Below are 19,653 nucleotides of genomic sequence, written 5' to 3'. Positions count from 1 at the left end.
CTGATTGGGTGAAAGCACCGAAAAGGCCGTCTGAAAATAAAGCCGAATTATTCTTCGTCTTTGTTTTTTTGCGGTTGCAGATTTTCGTAGATTTCAGGCAGGGCGCGAATCAACAAATCAGGTTTGGTCGCTTTGTCTTGCGAGAGCAAGGTCATGTCGCCGTAGCCGAATGTTACGCCGACGCTGAAGCAACCGGCCGCTTTGGCGGCAAGAATGTCATTTTTAGAATCGCCCACCATTAGCATATTGGCAACGTCGATGCCCAAAACTTCGGCCGCATGTTGAAGCGGCAATGGGCTGGGTTTTTTCTCAGTCAGGCTGTCGCCGCCGAGAACCAGGCTGAAATAGCCGTCGAGATTGAGCTGCTTCAGCAACTCAGCAGCTAGAATTTCATTTTTATTGGTAATGACAACCAATGGAATACCCAAGGACTTGAGCAGGCCGAGACCGGCTTCGGTTTCAGGGTAGGGGCGGGTAAAGTCGCTCAAGTGTTCGCGATAATATTTCATAAAGAACACAAAACCTTTTTCCCAGATTTCAGGATCGGCTTCTTTTTCACGATCATTGCTAATGACGCGATGAACCAACTTGCTGATGCCGTCGCCGACATAACTTTCAACCGTTTGGGTAGGCAAAACAGGTAAACCCAAGTGCGCACACATGGCTTGGGCTGCTGCGGCCAAATCAGGAACGGAATCACATAAGGTACCGTCCAAATCAAAGGCAACGGCTTGAACGTGTTCTAAAGCAGCAGTGGTCATTGAGTAGCTTTCTGTCATATTATTTAAGCGGTTATTTTAACATTGTTTGCCTGATTTGCCGATGTTTTGCTGATTCTTTAAAGGGATATTTGTTTAAATTGTTAACAATTTTTGCTGGTGTAAGTCTGTCCGTCTGTTGGTAATGTGGAAGGGATTTTGTCAACAAAAAGGGCGGTTTGGTAGGCATTAAAAAACAAAGGGTTTGTGTGTTTTTTTGAATGGTTTGATGAGCATTTATACTAGGCCGTCTGAAAATTTTTTGGTCGGCATGCCGATATTTTCAGACAGCCTCAAACTAAATTCATATATAAATGAATGGATTTGCTTTTTATCGACTACATACTATTACATTTTTTCCTGTTTTTGTATATAGTAACAAGTATGGCTTTCGTCTAATCATGTGTATGAAAAGGAAAAATACATGTCCGCATCTGCTGTTAAAGAAACACTGAATCCGTTTGAAATTGCACAAAAACAAGTGAAAATTGCCTGTGATCGCCTGAATGCCGACCCGGCAGTATTTGAAATCTTGAAAAAGCCGCAACGTGTTTTGGAAGTCAACTTCCCTGTCAAACTCGACAACGGTACAGTAGAAAATTTCACCGGCTACCGTTCACAACACAATAATGCCGTCGGCCCTTACAAAGGCGGCGTGCGCTTCCATCCCAATGTAAATCTGGACGAAGTCAAAGCACTGTCTATTTGGATGACCATCAAATGCTGCGTGGCCGGTATTCCTTACGGCGGCGGTAAAGGCGGTATTACTTTGGATCCGCGTAACTATTCCGAAGCGGAATTGGAACGCATTGCTCGCGCTTATTCCGAAGCCATTTCTCCGCTGATCGGCGAGAAAATCGATATTCCTGCCCCTGATGTGAACACCAACGGCAAAATCATGTCTTGGATGGTTGATGCCTATGAAAACGTGGTGAAACATTCCGCGCCGGGCGTATTTACCGGCAAACCGGTTGAGTTTGGCGGCTCCTTGGCGCGTACCGAAGCCACCGGTTATGGTGTAAACTTCGCCGCCGTCCAAGCTTTGGAAAAACTGGGTAAAGACGTGAAGGGTGCCACTTACGCCATTCAAGGTTTCGGTAACGTGGGCTACCACACCGGTTACTATGCACACAAAGCCGGTGCGAAAATCGTTGCCGTATCTACTGTTGACGTTGCCATCTACAACGAAAACGGCTTGGATATGGAAGCAATCATTAAAGAATTCCAAACCAAAGGTTTCATCACCAACGAAGCCGGCTACGGCAAAGAAATCAGCAATGCCGAACTTTTGGCTCTGGAAGTGGATGTACTCGCCCCTTGCGCGCTGGAAAACCAACTGACTTCTGAAAATGCCGGTAAAGTCCGCGCGAAAATCGTGGTTGAAGGCGCAAACGGTCCGACTACTCCAGAGGCCGACGTTATCCTGCGTCAAAACGGCGTATTGGTTGTTCCTGATATTTTGGCAAACTGCGGCGGTGTGGTTGTATCTTATTTCGAATGGGTACAAAACCTGCAAGGCTACTACTGGGAGTTTGACGAAGTTCAAGAGAAAGAAACCGTGGTTCTGCGCCGTGCGTTCCGCGATATTTGGAACTTGGCTCAAGAATACGATGTTGACCTGCGTACCGCTTCTTACATGATGAGTATCCGTCGTGTTGAAAAAGCAATGAAACTGCGCGGTTGGTATTAATCGGTTGACTGATAGCTAAGACAAGGCCGTCTGAAACCTGTTTTCAGATGGCCTTGATGTTTTTAATAAGAGCCTTTACAAATTTTAATCCACCTTGATTCCATTTCAATCAAACTCAGCTATAATCCCCTTTTTTGACCTTTCCGGAAAAGACATAATCATGAACAAAACTTTCAAATTCAGCGCATTGGCTTTGTCTGCTCTGTTGGCGATGACTGCTTGCAACCAACAAAAAGACACTGCCGCCAAAGATGCTCCTGCAGCTTCCGCAGCTTCAAATGCGACTGCAGATGCTTCCGCCATCGGTTCTACTGCCCAACAAGCCAGCTACGCAATGGGTGTGGACATCGGCCGTTCATTGAAACAAATGAAAGACCAAGGTACAGAAATCGATTTGAAAGTCTTCACCGAAGCCATGGAAGCCATGTTTGAAGGCAAAGAAGTCAAAATGACTGAAGCCCAAGCTCAGGAAGTGATGATGAAATTCCTGCAAGAGCAACAAGAAAAAGCGGCTGCCAAACGTGCTGAAGATGCCAAAGCAAACTTGGAAAAAGGCGAAGCGTTCTTGAAAGAAAACGCGACTAAAGAAGGCGTGAAAACCAGCGCTTCCGGTCTGCAATACAAAATCACCAAAGAAGGCGAAGGTAAAAAACCGACTAAAGACGACATGGTTACCGTTGAATACGAAGGCCGTCTGATTGATGGTACCGTATTTGACAGCAGCAAAGCCAACGGCGGCCCAGTCAGCTTCCCTGTAAGCCAAGTCATTCCAGGTTGGACTGAAGGTATCCAACTCTTGAAAGAAGGCGGCGAAGCAACATTCTACATCCCGGCTAAATTGGCTTACCGCGAAGTGGGCGCCGGCGATAAAATCGGCCCGAACGCCACTTTGGTATTCGACGTGAAACTGGTTAAAGTCGGCGCGCCTGATGCTGCCGCACAACAACCAGTACAAGTTGACGTACAAAAAGTTCAATAATCCGAATCAAGGCTTACGCCCTTAAACAACGGATAAAAGGCCGTCTGAAAAAATTCCGTTTCAGACGGCCTTTGTTCCAAACCAACAAGGAATTATGATGAAAAATATCGTCATCCTTATTTCCGGACGCGGCAGCAATATGCAGGCGATTGTGAATGCCGATATTCCCGATGCCAACATTGCAGCCGTATTGAGTAACAGCGAGACCGCAGCCGGATTGGCATGGGCGGCAGAGCGTGGTATTGCCACCGACAGTTTGAACCATAAAAACTTCGACTCGCGTCTGGCATTTGATCAGGCCATGATGGAAAAAATCGATGCCTATCAGCCGGATTTGGTGGTATTGGCGGGCTTTATGCGCATTTTAACCCCGGAATTCTGCGCCCATTATGAAAACCGTCTGATCAATATCCATCCGTCCATCCTGCCTTCCTTTACCGGTTTGCATACCCATGAGCGCGCATTGGAAGCAGGTTGCCGAGTGGCAGGCTGCACCATCCATTTCGTAACTCCTGAGCTGGATTGCGGCCCGATTATTTCGCAAGGCATTGTGCCTATTTTGGACGGCGATACCACCGACGACGTTGCCGCACGCGTGCTGACGGTTGAACACCAGCTGTTTCCGCAAGCCGTTGCCGATTTTGTTGCAGGCCGTCTGAAAATCGAAGGCAACCGCGTTTTGAATGCACAACGCAATGCCGCCGGTCAAAGCCTGCTGGCTTGATTAAAACACCATACACACAAGGAAAACATCATGAATCCGATTAAAACAACCCTGCTGACACTTTCCCTACTTACAGCCTCCATCGGCGCGCAAGCCGCTGAATTGCCGCAATCTGCCGTTTTGCAATACTCAGGCAGCTACGGTATTCCTGCGACCATGACCTTCACACGCAGCGGCAACCAATACAAAATCGTCTCTACCATCAAAGTACCGCTTTACAATATCCGCTTTGAATCCGGCGGCAGCATTAACGGCACGACCTTGAATCCGTCTTACTACAAAGATGTACGCGGCGGCAAAGTGTATGCCGAGGCCAAATTCTCCGGCGGCAACATCACTTACGGCAAAGCAGGTGATTTGAAAACCGAAAAATCCGGCCCGGCCATGGACTTGTTCACTTTGGCATGGCAACTGGCCGCCAATGACGTACGCCTGCCGTCAGGTTTGAAAATTACCAACGGTAAAAAACTGTACACCGTCGGTAGCATGAACAAAATCGGCAACGAAAGCTATAAACTGAGCGGCGGTACAACGCCTGTGAGCAAATATCGCGTCCGCCGGGGCGACGATACTGTTACTTATTCTTTTGCTTCCGATATCGACAATATCCCGGCGCAAATCAGCTATACCGATGACGGCAAAACCTACAACCTGAAACTGACTTCCGTCAAAATTAACGGTAAAGTAGTGAAACCGTAATCTTTATTTGCTCAAACAAGAAGGCCGTCTGAAAAGTTTTCAGACGGCCTTTTATCTTTACAGCAACACAATATCGTATTGTTCTTGCGTGTAGGCAGTTTCGACTGCCAGCGAAATCGGTTTGCCGATAAAGTCTATCAACATCGCCAACGATTGCGATTCTTCGTCTAGGAACAAGTCGATGACATTCGGAGCGGCCAAGATGCGGAAGGCTTGAACATCGTAGCGGCGCGCTTCGCGGACGATTTCGCGTTGGATTTCGTAGCACACGGTTTGCGGCGTTTTCAGACGGCCCCGGCCTTGGCAGGAAGGGCAGGGTTCGCAGAGGATTTGGCTTAAGTTTTCACGCGAACGTTTGCGCGTCAGCTCGACCAAACCCAAACTGGTGAAACCGTTGAGGGTAACGCGGGTACGGTCGAAGGCGAGGGCTTTGGCAAGCTCTTGCAGGACGGCTTCGCGGTGGGCTTCCTGCGCCATATCGATGAAGTCGATGATGATGATGCCGCCGAGATTGCGCAGGCGAAGCTCGCGGGCAATGGTGTGGCAGGCTTCGAGGTTGGTGCGGAAGATGGTTTCATCAAAATTGCGCGCGCCGACAAAGCCGCCGGTGTTGACATCGATGGTGGTCATGGCTTCGGTAGACTCGATGATGAGGTAGCTGCCGAAGTTGAGGTTGACACGCGGTTGCAGGGCGCGGGCGATTTCCTGCTCGATATTGTGGGTTTCAAATAGGGGGCGTTCGCCTTTGAACAGCTCAATTCTGCCCAATGCGCCTTGAACGTATTGCTCGGCAAACTGGGTCATGCGGCGGTGGTTTTCAGTGGAATCGACCAGGATTTTATGCGTATCGAGGCTGAACATATCGCGCAAAACGCGCAGGCTCAAAGGCAAATCTTGATAGAGCAGGGTTTCGGGCGGTTGGATTTTTGCCTGTTTTTGGATGTGTTCCCACACTTTGGTCAGATAGTTGATGTCTGATTGCAGCTGGGTATCGGAAGCGTTTTCGGCGTTGGTACGGATGATGTAGCCGTGGCAGGCGTTTTCTGGCAGCAGGTTGTTGAGGCGTTCCCTCAAACTGCTGCGTTCGGCATCGTCCTCGATGCGTTGGGAAATGCCGATGTGGTCTTCTTGCGGAAGATGAACGAGGAAACGGCCGGCCAGTGAGATTTGGGTGGAAAGCCGCGCGCCTTTGGTGTTGATGGGGTCTTTGATGACCTGAACCAAGACAGACTGGCCTTCAAAGAGCATGTGTTCGATGCGTTGGGTTTCGTCCGGATTGCGGCGTTGTTCGAGGACGTCGACGATGTGCAAAAACGCGGCGCGCTCCAAGCCGATATCGATGAACGCGCTTTGCATGCCGGGGAGGACGCGTTTGACGACGCCCAAATAAATATTGCCGACCAAGCTATGGCCGCTGTTGCGCTCGATGTGCAGCTCGCAGATATTGTTCTCTTCCAAAACGGCCACACGCGTTTCTTGCGGCGTGATGTTGACGAGGACGGTTTCGGGCGGACGCACGGCGTCCTTTGGGATGGGGATTCCTGAAAGCATGGGGATACCTGATTTTGAATAGAAAAACTTTTGCGAAGTGTTCTTCTTCAAAAAACAAATGGCAAAAGTCATTCAGCGAAAGCGCTTATCATACTTTAATTATGGGTTTTCCGCATCTGCGCAGATGTTTATACCAAGAGGCCGTCTGAATGTTTTTTACAACCGTACGGCGGGAACACTTGTAAAATAACGCTTATGCCCATATAGTCATGAACATTGGTATTTTGGAAGAAATCATGCAAACCGTTACTGTTTATACCGGTCCGTATTGTCCGTACTGCACCATGGCGAAAAGGCTGTTGCAGGCGGTGGGCGTGAAAGAAATCAACGAAATCCGCATCGACGGCAATCCGGAAGTTTTTGCCGAAATGCAGCAGCTTTCCGGCCAGCGCAGCGTGCCGCAGATTTTTATCGGCGACACCCATGTCGGTGGCTTTACCGATTTGTACCGCTTGCAGCAGGAAGGCAAGTTGGACGAATTACTGAATCCTTAACCCTTAACTTAGGAAAATAAAATGAGCGAAGAATTGCAACCCGTATTCAGCGTTGAGCGTCTGTATGTAAAAGACTTGTCTTTGGAAGTGCCTCACGCACCACAAATCTTCTTGGAACAAGGCGAGCCTGAAGTGGATATGCGCGTTTCTACCGGCAACACCAAACTGGAAGACGGCTTCTACAGCGTTGACGTTACCGTGACCGTGACTGCCAAACTGAACGAAGAGCGCACCATGTTCTTGAACGAAGTTACCCAAAGCGGCATCTTCCGTCTGGAAAACATTCCTGAAGAAGACGTACAACTGCTGCTGGGCGTTGCTTGTCCGAACATCCTGTTCCCTTACGCACGCGAAGCCATTTCCAATAGCGTAACCCGCGCCGGCTTCCCACCTGTATTGCTCGCTCCGATCAACTTCGAAGCCATCTACCAACAACAACAGGAAGCTAACGCTTAATCGCGTTATACCCAAATTAAGGCCGTCTGAAACATTGCGTTCAGACGGCCTTTTTTTATCTAAAAATCAGGACATAAGAAAAAATCTATAACAAAAAGTTCATATATTAATGCAATAAGTATATAATGATTCCGCCTATCATTACTATGATATTTTAATTTTATAGATTAAATATCATTTAAAATTAATAAATTATAATTTTTATCAAGTAGGTAAGTAGATTCTATTAATTAAGGAAATAGTTGTGAAACCTGATTTTCAAATGAAAACAATTTGTTTGTTATTAGTACTGCCTTGCCAAACTGTTTTTGCAGATACAGGACATCAAGAAGTGGAACATGTAGATATGGATACGGTCAAGGTCAGTGGCAAACGGCAGGCACAAAGGAATACCGAGCGCAGTCAGTCTTATACAATCGGAACGATGGCAACTGCGAATGGCTTGCGTATTTCAGGCAAGGATACGCCGCAGTCGGTAAGCGTAATGACGCGTCGGCAGCTAGATGATAAAGCAATATATTCTTTAGAAGAGGCAATGAAAAACACTACGGGAATCAACGTGGTTCGCGATTCGGGCCTACAAACTCGTTTTTTGTCTCGTGGTTTCTATGTTGATCAGATTGGTGAAGACGGTATTACCACGAATGTGTCTGGGCGTTCGGGCTATACGGCAAAAATCGATGTCTCACCAAGTACAGACCTTGCTGTTTATGATCACATTGAGGTTGTCAGAGGTGCAACCGGTCTTACTCAGTCCAATTCTGAACCGGGTGGAACCATTAATTTAATCCGTAAGCGGCCAACAGCTCTGTTTAAGCATACAGGTGAAATCAGCACTGACCATAGGGGCAGCAAGCGTTTGGCTTTGGATGTATCTGGAAGCTTGAATAATGAACATACGGTACGCGGTAGGCTGGTTGGTGTTCATGAGGATCACCGCTCTTTTAAAGAGGGTGTATGGAACAAGAAAGACATGGTTTATGGTGTGATTGATACGGATTTGAGTGATAACAGTATGCTGACTTTTGGGGGTACTTATCAGAAAAATAAAGACATTCCCGATTTTGCCGGCGTGATTTTACCTTGCGAGGATCAAAAAACCGCGGCCTTCAGTTCCAGTCCTGCCTGTAACAATCCTTTGAAATTGCCACGTAAAACTTATTTGGGTGAAACCTCATGGTCACGCCTGAATGCTGATAAATACAATATTTTTTCCGGTTTCAAACATGTCTTTGACAATGGATGGCAACTCAATGCCGAAATTTCTTATACGCGTAATGATTCAGATGCCAAAGTCGGACAATTTTTTCTGAAAAACGAACACGCGGCAGGTATTTCAGCATCTGCGGCAACAGGTTTCCTAACTGAAAAGGGAGAGGTGATCCCTTTTGAGCCTAAAGACAAGGCGTTGGCAAAATTAAAAGAATATCGTGATGGCGTCACTAAGACATATGAAGAGAAAAAAGCAGATTACGTTGCCCATCATTTCGATGCATCTGCTTTTGAACAATATCGCTCCCAAAGGGCGGCAGCACGTCAGGCAGGTTTTGATCAATGTATGCAGGACATTGGTTTGGATTTCCTGTGCAACGACTGGCAGGATCCTGGTGTAGAAGTAGATAAAAAAGAGTTTGTTGATAAGGAACTTGCAAAGCAAGGCATTATTAACAATGCAGAAGGCCTGTTTCCCAACCGTCTATACGACTCAGCATACAATCTTCGCCACACATACAACCGCCGTTACAACTTCATGCCGTTGCACTATACCAAACACGATGTGCAATGGGGCTTTAAGCTGGATCTGACAGGTAACTATCGCCTGCTTGGACGTGAACATGATTTCTTTGTCGGTTATGCGTATAACAATGAAAAAATCCGTTCTGCTTATACAGAAATATATCAAAACCGTTATTTTGTCCGTCCTCAAGGTTATGCAGGTGCAGGCAGTTGCGGCATTCATCCCGATGGTCCGGAGCGTAATCCTTTAGAAAAAGGCATTGTCGAACCAGATTGGCATATTTATAACGAAAAAGGTAATAACAAAATCTATGTGCCGGAATGCAGTGGCGCGCATGTTACAAAATATACTCCCCGTTTGGATGCTGAGGGCAAGCCTGTCTGGACAGTCAACGACAATGGTGAGCGCGTAATGGTGCAAGATCCTGTTTACGAATTGGATGCAAATGGAAATAAAATACAGGAGCGGGATGAAGAGGGAAATTTGAAATGGGCAAACCAATATCTGAAAACGCCGCTGTGGAAAACTGTTCAGGTTGCAGATGATCATGTTCCGGCGTTATACAATTATTCGAAATATCTTAACACGAATAAAACACATTCTTTGACTTTCAGTACCCGCTTTAATGCGACCAACCGTTTGCATCTCTTAGGCGGTATGCACTATACGCGCTATGAAACCACACAAGCCAAAGAAATGCCTGTACGCTACGGCCAGCCTGCTACGGCATTTCAAACTGAGAGCAGTAACAAAATCGACAAAGAACACTACACCTCAAAAATGCAAAGTCATCGGTTTACGCCATATGCAGGCATTACCTACGACCTGACACCGCAACAAAGCTTGTATGCCAGCTATACTAAGATTTTTAAACAACAGGATAACGTTGATGTAACCAGCAAATCCGTTCTTCCACCACTCATCGGGACTAACTATGAAATAGGTTGGAAAGGGTCGTTCTTGCAAGGCCGTCTGAATGCTTCGCTTGCCTTGTTTGTCTTACAACAGAAAAACCGTACCGTTGTCGATTTTGGATTTGTTCCTGATACTAGTCGTAACGGAGGTTCATTCCAAACCATCGCTAAACCTGTGGGTAAGGTTAAGAGTAGCGGTGCAGAACTTGAATTGGCTGGCGAATTGTCGGAAAACTGGCGTATTTTTGTTGGCTACACATATAACAAAAGTAAATATAAAAATGCTGCAGAAGTCAATGCGGAGCGGTTGGAGAAAAACACGACTGCTGACCCGTATAACTTCAGTAACTTCACGCCGGTACATATGTTCCGCCTCGGTACAAGCTACCGCTTGCCTCAAACTAAGTTGACCTTGGGCGGCGGAATATCCGCGCAAAGTCGTACAAGTAGCCTTTACAATATTCGCCAAGGAGGCTACGGACTTATAGATGGCTTTGTTCAATATGACTTTCACAAACACGGCAGAATCAGCCTGATAGGAACGAACCTGGCTGACAGGACGTATTTTGAAAATAACTACAACCGTACGCGAGGTCAAAACAATTTCTATGGCGAACCGCGGACAGTCAAATTGAAATTGGATTGGCATTTCTAGGAGAATGGATAATGATTGGGTATGTAAACATTATTGGCTAAATTCCTGATAAAAGTATGGATTGAATATCCTTCTTTTTTGAAAGCTGTTTACTAACAATGGCTGAAGTTGATTCGATAGCCGGCGTATTTTCAAATATTCATTTGTTTCAAGTATTCAGCTTTGAAGGCCGTCTGAAACATTGCGTTCAGACGGCCTTTTTATTTTCGGATAAAATACAGCAAACTTTAAATCAGCTGCCTTTTAAGATGACGCCCGAAACCCAAAAACAGCTCAAAATTACCGATGTTTCCGCCAAGAAACTCGAAAAACTCAACCTTCACACCGCATGGGATTTGGTGTTGCACCTGCCGTTGCGTTACGAGGACGAGACGCACATCATGCCGATTAAGGATGCGCCGATCGGCGTGCCGTGTCAGGTCGAGGGCGAAGTCATTCATCAGGAAGTCACTTTTAAACCGCGCAAGCAGCTGATTGTCCAAATTGCCGACGGTTCCGGAAGCGTTCTTTTTCTGCGCTTCATCCACTTTTACACCAGCAACCAGAAACAGATGGCGGTCGGTAAGCGCATCCGCGCTGTGGGCGAAATCAAACACGGGTTTCATGGCGACGAGATGATTCACCCTAAAATCCGTGATGCCGAGAGCAGCGGTTTGGCGGAAAGCCTCACGCCGATTTATCCGACCGTAAACGGTTTAAACCAACCTACTTTGCGCCGTATTATTCAGACGGCCTTGGACGTTACACCGCTGCACGATACCTTGCCTGATGCTTTATTAGGCCGTCTGAAACTGCCGCACCTCGCCGAAAGTCTGCGCCTTTTGCACTCTCCGCCGCCGAGTTTCACCATTCATCAACTTTCAGACGGCACGCTGCCTGCATGGCAAAGGCTCAAATTCGACGAACTTTTGGCACAACAGCTTTCCATGAGGCTGGCGCGGCAGAAGCGCGTCAGCGGCACGGCGGCGGCATTGGGCGGCGATGGCACATTGACCCAAGCCCTGCGCCACGCTTTGCCGTTTGCCCTGACCGATGCGCAAGAAAGGGTCGTGTCCGAAATCTGCCGCGATATGGCGCAAACCCATCCCATGCACCGCCTGTTGCAAGGCGATGTCGGTAGCGGCAAAACCATTGTGGCTGCTTTGTCTGCGCTGACCGCCATTGAATCCGGCGCGCAGGTGGCTGTAATGGCGCCAACCGAAATCCTTGCCGAACAGCATTTCATCAAGTTCAAACAATGGCTTGATCCGTTAGGGCTTGAAGTTGTTTGGCTTTCCGGCAGCCAGCGCAAAAAAGCCAAAGACGAAGCCAAAGCCAAACTCGCCGACGGCAGCGTCAAAATCGCCGTCGGCACGCACGCCCTGTTTTCAGACGACGTCGAGTTTCAAAATCTCGGCTTGGTGATTGTGGACGAACAACACCGTTTCGGCGTCGCCCAACGCCTCGCCCTCAAAAACAAAGGGCGCGACGTCCACCAGCTGATGATGTCCGCCACGCCCATCCCGCGCACGCTTGCCATGAGTTTCTTCGCCGACTTGGACGTGTCTGTTATCGACGAATTGCCGCCCGGACGTACGCCGATTAAGACTCGCCTTGTCAACAACGTCCGCCGCGCCGAAGTCGAAGGCTTCGTCCTTAATATTTGTCGCAAAGGGCAGCAGGCATACTGGGTTTGCCCGCTGATTGAAGAAAGCGAAACCCTGCAACTGCAAACCGCCACCGAAACCCTAGAGCAACTTCAGACGGCCTTGCCCGAACTCAACATCGGCTTGGTACACGGGCGCATGAAGGCTACCGAAAAAGCCGAAGTCATGACGGAATTTGCCGCAGGCCGTCTGAACGTATTGGTAGCCACCACCGTCATCGAAGTCGGCGTAGATGTGCCCAACGCCGCCCTGATGGTGATCGAACACGCCGAGCGCATGGGCTTGGCGCAGCTGCACCAATTACGCGGTCGGGTAGGGCGCGGCGCGGCAGAAAGCGTGTGTGTCCTCCTGTTTGCCGAACCCTTGAGCGAACTCGCCAAAGCGCGATTGAAAGTCATCTACGAACACACCGACGGCTTTGAAATCGCCCGCCAAGACCTCAACATCCGCGGCCCCGGCGAATTTCTTGGCGCGCGGCAAAGCGGTGTCCCCATGCTGCGCTTCGCCAACCTCGAAGAAGACCTGCACCTTTTAGAACAAGCGCGCGAAATTGCCCCGATGCTGATTGAACAAAACCCTGAAATCGTCGAAGCGCATTTGGCGAGATGGCTTTCCAGCAGGGAAGGTTATTTGGGCGTATAAGGTTTGCTTTAAAAGAAAAAGGCCGTCTGAAATATTTCAGACGGCCTTTGATTTGGCTGGATAGGGGTTTAGAAACCTTGCGCCAACATGGCATCGGCAACTTTGACGAAACCGGCAATGTTCGCACCATTGACGTAGTTCACTTTGTCGCCGACTTTGCCGTATTTCAGGCAGGATTCGTGGATGTTGTGCATGATGTCGAACAGGCGGCTGTCCACTTCTTCGCGTGTCCAAGACAGGCGGATGGCGTTTTGACTCATTTCCAAACCTGAAGTCGCTACGCCGCCGGCGTTGGACGCTTTGCCCGGAGCGTAGAGGATGCCGGCTTTGATAAATTGTTCGACCGCGCCCAAAGTTGACGGCATGTTCGCACCTTCGGCAACCACATAGCAACCGTTTGCCAGCAGGATTTTGGCAGCGTCTGCGCCCAATTCGTTTTGGGTGGCGCAAGGCAGGGCGACTTCGGCTGCGATATTCCACGGTTTTTGGTTTTCAAAGTATTGCAGGCCTTGTTCTTTGGCGTAAGTGGCCACGCGTTCGCGGCGTACTTCTTTAAGCTCGATCAAAGCGGCCAGTTGCGCTTCGGTCATACCGCTGTCAGGGAAGAGGACAAAGCCGTTGGAGTCGGAAACGGTCAATACTTTTGCACCCAGTTGGATGGCTTTTTCAGCAGCGTATTGCGCTACGTTGCCGGAACCGGAAATCAACACGCGTTTGCCTTCGATGCTGTCGTTGCGGGTTTCCAACATGGCTTGGGCAAAATACACGCAGCCGTAACCGGTGGCTTCAGGGCGAATCAGGCTGCCGCCCCATTCGAGACCTTTGCCGGTCAGGACGGAAGCAAATTCGTTACGGATTTTTTTGTATTGGCCGAACAGATAGCCGATTTCGCGGCCACCTACGCCGATGTCGCCGGCAGGGACGTCGGTATCGGCGCCGATGTGGCGGTAGAGTTCGGTCATAAAGGCTTGGCAGAAGCGCATTACTTCGGCATCGGATTTGCCTTTAGGATCAAAGTCGGAGCCGCCTTTGCCGCCGCCCATAGGCAGGGTGGTCAGCGCATTTTTGAAGACTTGTTCAAAAGCGAGGAATTTCAACACGCCCAAATCGACGGTAGGGTGGAAGCGCAAGCCGCCTTTGTAAGGGCCGATGGCAGAATTCATTTGGATGCGGTAGCCGCGGTTGACTTGGACTTGGCCTTTGTCGTCCATCCAAGTGACGCGGAACATAATCACGCGCTCCGGTTCAACAATACGCTCAAGCAGGCTTTGTTGGGTGTATTTCGGGTTTTTTGCCAAAAACGGATCCAAACTCATGAACACTTCTTCAACGGCTTGATGGAAGGGTTCTTGGTTGGGGTTGCGTTGTTTGAGATTGGTAAATAGAGTGTTCAGGTCGGTCATTTTTCTACTCCTATTGAGTGAGATATTTCAATATTTATGTTTTGAAATATAGCTGTAAAAATTTTACTTGCCAAGAAAAATTTTACCTAGATTGTTGACATTATTTTTTTACCAATTTGTAAAAATAGAATTATATTTTAAATATAATTAAAAATATTTAAAAATATTTCATTAAATAGATTTAAATAAAAATAAAATGCCGAGTAATTAAACTAGAAAATGTTGAAAATTTTTTTGTAAAAATTTAATTCAGCTCAAAAATTTCTGTAAATTAGTGCTGAATTGTCAACATTGTTAATGAGTGTACTACGCGAATATGGGGAAGGTCGCCCCATTGCAGACAGAGAGGCAGGCCGTCTGAAAATTCGGTACAATACGCATCAAACTCCCACAACACATACATTAAGGAAACCCATGAAAGCCTATCACGACCTTATGCGCCATGTTCTCGACAATGGCATCGACAAATCCGACCGTACCGGCACCGGCACGCGTTCCGTGTTCGGTTACCAAATGCGTTTTGATTTGAGTGAAGGCTTTCCGCTGTTGACCACCAAAAAATTGCATCTTCGCTCGATTATTCATGAGCTGCTTTGGTTTCTCAAAGGCGATACCAACATCAAATACCTGAAAGACAACAACGTTTCCATTTGGGACGAATGGGCGGACGAAAACGGCGATTTAGGCCCGGTTTACGGCTACCAATGGCGCAGCTGGCCCGCACCCGACGGCCGCCATATCGACCAAATTGCCAATGTGGTGGAACAAATCAAGAAGAATCCCGACTCGCGCCGCCTGATTGTGTCCGCATGGAATCCTGCTTTGGTTGACGAAATGGCCTTACCGCCTTGCCACGCGCTGTTTCAGTTTTACGTTGCCAACGGCAAATTGTCCTGCCAGCTTTACCAACGTAGCGCCGATATCTTCCTTGGCGTACCGTTCAACATCGCCAGCTACGCATTGTTGACCATGATGATGGCACAAGTGTGCGGACTGGAAGCCGGTGAGTTTATCCATACGTTTGGCGATGCGCATTTGTACAGCAACCATATCGAGCAGGCCCAACTGCAATTAAGCCGCGACTTCCGAAGCCTGCCGACCATGAAAATCAACCCTGAAGTCAAAGACTTGTTTGCCTTCAAATTTGAAGACTTCGAATTGGAAGGCTACGATCCGCATCCGCATATCAAAGCAGCCGTATCGGTGTAATCCAAATTAAAAATAAAAAGGCCGTCTGAAACTTCAGACGGCCTTTTTATTCAATTTGAATTGTCAGATTTTCTCTCAACGGATAAGCGTATTTCCGTTAAAATACGCCTTCTTTTCCGATTCGAAACATTGCCATGCGCCTGACCCACATCAAACTCTCCGGCTTCAAATCTTTTACCGACCCGACCACGATTCATGTGCCGGGGCAGCTTGTTGCGGTTATCGGGCCGAACGGCTGCGGCAAGTCGAATGTGATTGACGCGGTGCGCTGGGTGTTGGGCGAGGCTTCGGCGAAGCAGCTTCGCGGCGAGAGTATGCAGGACGTGATTTTTAATGGTGCGGCGACGCGCCGTCCTGCCCCGAGGGCTTCGGTGGAGCTAGTGTTTGACAACAGCGACCACAGTTTGCAGGGGGCGTGGGGGCAGTATGCTGAAGTGAGCATTAAGCGGCAGTTGACGCGGCAGGGCGAATCGACTTATTTCATCAACAATCAGATTGTGCGCCGCCGAGACATTACCGATTTGTTTTTAGGTACGGGCGTGGGTGCGCGTGGTTATGCTGTTATCGAGCAGGGGATGATTTCGCGCATCATCGAAGCGCGGCCGGAGGAGTTGCGCGCCTATATAGAAGAGGCGGCGGGCGTGTCCAAATATAAGGAACGCCGCAAGGAGACGGAAGGCCGTCTGAAAGACACGCGCGAGCATTTGCAGCGTTTGGGCGATTTGCAGAACGAGTTGGCGCGTCAGGTGGAAAAGCTGGAGAAACAGGCGGAAACCGCCGAACGCTACAAATCCCTGACTGCGCAGTTGAACCAACAACAGGATTTGCTCGATTACGCGCAATGGCAGCAATCGCTTGCCGCTGCTGATAAGGCGACCGCGCAGCATCAATCTTTGCAGACACAGCAGGATGAAACCGCCGCGCAGATTCAGGCGTTAAACGACGAAGTACACACCTTGCAGACCGCCGAACAGTCGCAGCAACAGGCGGTACACGAATTGAGCAACAAACGCGGCGTGTTACGCGAGCAGATTGCCCGTTTGGAAGAACAAATCCGCCACCAACAAAACCTGCACCAACGCATCGAACGCGACAAGCAGGCGGCGCAGGCGCAGTTGCAACGCATCCATCAAGAGCAGCAGCAAATCCGCGTCAAGCTGGAAGAAAACGAGTTGCAGGTTGAAGAAAAACAAACCGAGCTGGCGGAGTGGGCGATGCAGGTTGCCGAACACGAAGAGCGTCTGCCCGAATTGGAAGAAGCACAAGCTACGCTCAATGCTGCCTTCCAGACCCAGCAGGACGAGGCAAACCGTATCCGCCGTGAACTGGCGTTGAAGCAGCAGCAGCTTGCCCATGCCGAACAAACGATTGCCAAGCATGAAGAGCGCAAAGGCCGTCTGAAGCAGGAAAACCAAGCCCTGAACCTGCCCGATGAAGCCGAAACCGCTGCAGCGCAGGAAGCCGCCGCCTTGTTGCAAAGCCAGCAAGAACATTACGAAGAACAAATCATTGCCGCCGAAGAAGCCTTACACGCTGCACGTGAAGCGTTTCAGACGGCCTTAAACCGCTTCCAAAGCCTGAAGCAGCAACACATCACCTTGCAGGCGCAGCAGCAGGCGTTGTCGCAAATCCTGTCGCAACAGCAGGAAGCCGCCGACTTCTGGCAGGCAACCGACCACGCCGCTGCGCCACAACTGTGGCAACACATCACCGCGCCCGCCGAGTGGCAGCACGCCTTGTCCGTCATCCTTGCTGAACGCCTGCACGCCCGCGCCGTGCCGCACGGCTTCGTGCCGCCCGCGCCGTTGCCGCAGAGGCAGGCTGCATGGCTTTCAGACGACCTCTCGGGTGGTATCAAAAAATCCCTGCCCGTACAGGCATTGCTGAACCAAATCCAAGCGCAGCCGCCGTTTCAGACGGCATTGCACTACTGGCTCGACGGCGTATTGTGCGCGCCCGATTTGACTTACGCCCTCGCGCATCAAAGCGATTTGGGCGCGCATCAAATCTGGCTCACGCCCGAAGGCCATCAGGTTGATAAAGTCAGCGTCCTGCTCTATGCCAAACCTGCGCAGGAAAGCCTGATTGCCCAAAAAGCGCGCCTCAACGGCATCGCGTCCGAACTGGAAAACCTCGCCCCCGAACTTTCCGCTGCCGAAGCCGCGTTCAAACAGGCGGAAGCTGCCGTGCGCTCGTCTGAAACGCAGCACAAAAACCTGATGCAGCAGCAACAGCAGCACACCCGCCAATACAGTCAAGCACAGCAACGCGCCGCCGAACTTCTGGCGCGCACCAACCAAGGGCAAATCCGCCGCGAACACATCGAGCGCGAACTGGCGCAGTTGGCGGAAGAGCAGACCGTGTTGCAACACACGTCCGACGGGCTTTCAGACGACATCGCTACTTTGCAGGAAGCCGCCGCCGAACTCGAACACCAGCAGCAAACCACCGCGCACAGCCGCCAAGAGCAGCAAGGCCGTCTGAAACAAGCGCAGCTTGCCCTGTTGGAAGCCAATCGCCAATACGGGCTGGCCGAAGTCGCTGTTCACAAACTCAACCAGCAAAAACAAAACTACCAACAGCAAATCGCCCGACTCGAACAGCAAACCCTAGACTGGCAGGAACGCCAACAAGAGCTTGCCTTAGCCTATGAAACCGAGTTCCAAAACGACGAGCAGCACATCAAGCTTGAAGAATTAAGCGAAGCCGTACAGACCTTGGATGAAGAATATATCGTCGTACAGGAGAAACTCGCGCAGATTCAGGAACAGGGCAGGGAGCAATACGTCCGCGTACAAACCCTGCAAACCAAGCTGCCGCAGCTTCAGGCCGCCACCCAAACCGCCCTGTTGCAGCAGCAGGAAGCCCTGATTAACGCCAAACGCTACCATCAAAACCTGACCGAACGCGCCGCCGATTTGGACGCGCTCGAAGCGTTGGCGAAAGAATCGCCAAAAGTATTGAACAGCAGCATCGGCAGCCTCACCCAGCAAATCGAAGCCCTCGGCGCCGTCAACCTCGCTGCTCTGCAAGAACTCGAAGAAGCGCGCGAACGCGACGGCTACTACCGCAGCCAAAGCGAAGACGTGCAGGCCGCCATCACCCTTTTGGAAGAAGCCATCGCCCAAATCGACGACAAAACCAAAGAGCGTTTCAAAGAAACCTTCGATGCCGTCAACGGCAAAGTCCAAACCTTCTTCCCGACCCTCTTCGGCGGCGGCGAAGCCACCCTCAAAATGATAGGCGACGACCTCCTGACCGCCGGCGTGTCCATCATGGCGCGCCCGCCCGGCAAGAAAAACAGCACCATCCACCTCCTCTCCGGCGGCGAAAAAGCCCTCACCGCCATGAGCCTCGTGTTCGCCCTGTTCAGCCTCAACCCCGCCCCCTTCTGCCTTCTGGATGAAGTCGACGCCCCGCTGGACGACGCCAACACCTCGCGTTTCTGCAACCTGGTCAAAGAAATGTCGGCGCAAACTCAGTTCCTCTACATCTCCCACAACCGCCTGACCATGGAAATGGCAGAGCAGCTCGTCGGCGTAACCATGCAGGAAAAAGGCGTATCGCGCGTTGTAGCCGTAGACATTAAACAGGCGTTGGAAATGGCTGAGCCGTGATAGGGGGATGGAATTTTTATTGCGCTTGATACGGAAAGGTCGTCTGAAAAACGAAATTAGGTTTCAGACGACCTTTCCGTCAATCGAAATAGGGTGTTGGATTCAGATACCAAGTTGCTAATGTTTGGGTCTTTAAATGTAGTTGAATATAAAGATTCAGATAGAAACCGAGCAACCGAATAAGATAGTACTAAACCGACCAAATTTTACGGGAGTAAACATGAACGAAATCGAGCAAGTTTGTTTTAATGAAAAGCGCAGGCAGCATTTTTTGACGGAGGAGAAGTGGAAATACGAAATAGAGATGCGTGCATCAAACCTACAATTTTGGATAGATAAGTGGCAAGAGGAACAGACAGATTTAAAATATTTAATTTACCTAAAAGTTAATGATAATTGGCGATTTTTGCGTTTAAATTACACTGCAGGCGAACCTATTTCAAATCTACCATCTATTCTAGATGATATTATTCATATT

At 49.5% G+C, this 19,653-nt stretch carries 13 protein-coding genes; 10 read left to right on the top strand and 3 right to left on the bottom strand.

Features of this window, described 5'->3' with window-relative positions; genetic code table 11:
- Positions 1–47 precede the first annotated feature (47 nt).
- Positions 48–761 carry a phosphoglycolate phosphatase gene (locus CYJ98_RS06245; protein ID WP_101755339.1) on the bottom strand — a complete coding sequence of 238 codons (714 nt, stop codon included), beginning with the start codon at positions 759–761 and terminating at the stop codon, positions 48–50.
- 421 nt (positions 762–1,182) lie between these two features.
- Between CYJ98_RS06245 and CYJ98_RS06240 the strand changes: the two genes are divergently transcribed.
- The 4 genes from CYJ98_RS06240 (at position 1,183) to CYJ98_RS06225 (ending at position 4,850) form a co-directional block, all read left to right on the top strand.
- On the top strand, positions 1,183–2,448 hold the full coding sequence (locus CYJ98_RS06240; protein WP_049331560.1) for a Glu/Leu/Phe/Val family dehydrogenase: 1,266 nt from the start codon (positions 1,183–1,185) through the stop codon (positions 2,446–2,448).
- A gap of 160 nt (positions 2,449–2,608) precedes the next feature.
- A complete protein-coding gene (locus tag CYJ98_RS06235; RefSeq protein ID WP_003745836.1) occupies positions 2,609–3,427 on the top strand; it encodes an FKBP-type peptidyl-prolyl cis-trans isomerase in 819 nt (272 codons plus the stop codon).
- 97 nt (positions 3,428–3,524) lie between these two features.
- A complete protein-coding gene (gene purN, locus CYJ98_RS06230; protein WP_070461396.1) occupies positions 3,525–4,151 on the top strand; it encodes a phosphoribosylglycinamide formyltransferase in 627 nt (208 codons plus the stop codon).
- Positions 4,152–4,181: 30 nt separating this feature from the next.
- Entirely contained in the window at positions 4,182–4,850 is a 669-nt protein-coding gene (locus CYJ98_RS06225) for a DUF3108 domain-containing protein (RefSeq protein ID WP_101755340.1), read from the top strand.
- 57 nt (positions 4,851–4,907) lie between these two features.
- On the opposite strand, the gene CYJ98_RS06220 is transcribed toward CYJ98_RS06225, so the two are convergent.
- Positions 4,908–6,401 (bottom strand): Rne/Rng family ribonuclease, encoded by a 1,494-nt coding sequence (locus tag CYJ98_RS06220; RefSeq protein WP_101755426.1) that lies wholly within the window; start codon positions 6,399–6,401, stop codon positions 4,908–4,910.
- Between the two features lie 236 nt (positions 6,402–6,637).
- On the opposite strand from CYJ98_RS06220, the gene grxC reads away from it, so the two are divergent.
- The 4 genes from grxC (at position 6,638) to recG (ending at position 12,946) form a co-directional block, all read left to right on the top strand.
- Positions 6,638–6,895, top strand: coding sequence for a glutaredoxin 3 (gene grxC, locus CYJ98_RS06215; protein WP_003684090.1), 258 nt, complete (start codon positions 6,638–6,640; stop codon positions 6,893–6,895).
- 21 nt (positions 6,896–6,916) lie between these two features.
- Positions 6,917–7,351, top strand: a complete 435-nt coding sequence (gene secB / locus CYJ98_RS06210; protein ID WP_003745844.1) for a protein-export chaperone SecB — start codon at positions 6,917–6,919, stop codon at positions 7,349–7,351.
- 262 nt (positions 7,352–7,613) lie between these two features.
- A complete protein-coding gene (locus CYJ98_RS06205; RefSeq protein WP_101755427.1) occupies positions 7,614–10,658 on the top strand; it encodes a TonB-dependent siderophore receptor in 3,045 nt (1,014 codons plus the stop codon).
- Positions 10,659–10,906: 248 nt separating this feature from the next.
- Positions 10,907–12,946 carry an ATP-dependent DNA helicase RecG gene (recG, locus tag CYJ98_RS06200; protein ID WP_101755428.1) on the top strand — a complete coding sequence of 680 codons (2,040 nt, stop codon included), beginning with the start codon at positions 10,907–10,909 and terminating at the stop codon, positions 12,944–12,946.
- Positions 12,947–13,014: 68 nt separating this feature from the next.
- Here the strand turns inward: recG and gdhA are convergent, their stop codons facing one another.
- A complete protein-coding gene (gene gdhA / locus CYJ98_RS06195; protein ID WP_101755341.1) occupies positions 13,015–14,349 on the bottom strand; it encodes an NADP-specific glutamate dehydrogenase in 1,335 nt (444 codons plus the stop codon).
- 414 nt (positions 14,350–14,763) lie between these two features.
- Here gdhA and CYJ98_RS06190 point away from each other — a divergent pair, with 414 nt between their 5' ends.
- Both CYJ98_RS06190 and smc read left to right on the top strand, forming a co-directional pair.
- On the top strand, positions 14,764–15,558 hold the full coding sequence (locus CYJ98_RS06190; RefSeq protein WP_049348902.1) for a thymidylate synthase: 795 nt from the start codon (positions 14,764–14,766) through the stop codon (positions 15,556–15,558).
- Between the two features lie 134 nt (positions 15,559–15,692).
- Positions 15,693–19,175: a chromosome segregation protein SMC gene (gene smc / locus CYJ98_RS06185; RefSeq protein ID WP_101755342.1), complete on the top strand. Its 3,483-nt coding sequence runs from the start codon at positions 15,693–15,695 to the stop codon at positions 19,173–19,175.
- Positions 19,176–19,653 lie beyond the last annotated feature (478 nt).

Origin of the sequence: Neisseria perflava, assembly GCF_002863305.2 — a bacterium.
Lineage (GTDB): Bacteria > Pseudomonadota > Gammaproteobacteria > Burkholderiales > Neisseriaceae > Neisseria > Neisseria perflava_A.
The sequence above is the reverse complement of the archived record's forward strand: the minus strand, read 5'-3'. Positions and strand labels throughout refer to the sequence as shown.

Bases quoted from the DNA above. Each gene is read 5' to 3' on its own strand.
- CYJ98_RS06240 (WP_049331560.1), top strand. From the start codon at position 1,183: ATGTCCGCATCTGCTGTTAAAGAAACACTGAATCCGTTTGAAATTGCA.
- CYJ98_RS06205 (WP_101755427.1), top strand. From the start codon at position 7,614: ATGAAAACAATTTGTTTGTTATTAGTACTGCCTTGCCAAACTGTTTTT.
- gdhA (WP_101755341.1), bottom strand. From the start codon at position 14,349: ATGACCGACCTGAACACTCTATTTACCAATCTCAAACAACGCAACCCC.
- CYJ98_RS06190 (WP_049348902.1), top strand. From the start codon at position 14,764: ATGAAAGCCTATCACGACCTTATGCGCCATGTTCTCGACAATGGCATC.
- CYJ98_RS06220 (WP_101755426.1), bottom strand. From the start codon at position 6,401: ATGCTTTCAGGAATCCCCATCCCAAAGGACGCCGTGCGTCCGCCCGAA.
- grxC (WP_003684090.1), top strand. From the start codon at position 6,638: ATGCAAACCGTTACTGTTTATACCGGTCCGTATTGTCCGTACTGCACC.
- CYJ98_RS06245 (WP_101755339.1), bottom strand. From the start codon at position 761: ATGACCACTGCTGCTTTAGAACACGTTCAAGCCGTTGCCTTTGATTTG.
- secB (WP_003745844.1), top strand. From the start codon at position 6,917: ATGAGCGAAGAATTGCAACCCGTATTCAGCGTTGAGCGTCTGTATGTA.
- purN (WP_070461396.1), top strand. From the start codon at position 3,525: ATGAAAAATATCGTCATCCTTATTTCCGGACGCGGCAGCAATATGCAG.
- smc (WP_101755342.1), top strand. From the start codon at position 15,693: ATGCGCCTGACCCACATCAAACTCTCCGGCTTCAAATCTTTTACCGAC.
- recG (WP_101755428.1), top strand. From the start codon at position 10,907: ATGACGCCCGAAACCCAAAAACAGCTCAAAATTACCGATGTTTCCGCC.
- CYJ98_RS06225 (WP_101755340.1), top strand. From the start codon at position 4,182: ATGAATCCGATTAAAACAACCCTGCTGACACTTTCCCTACTTACAGCC.
- CYJ98_RS06235 (WP_003745836.1), top strand. From the start codon at position 2,609: ATGAACAAAACTTTCAAATTCAGCGCATTGGCTTTGTCTGCTCTGTTG.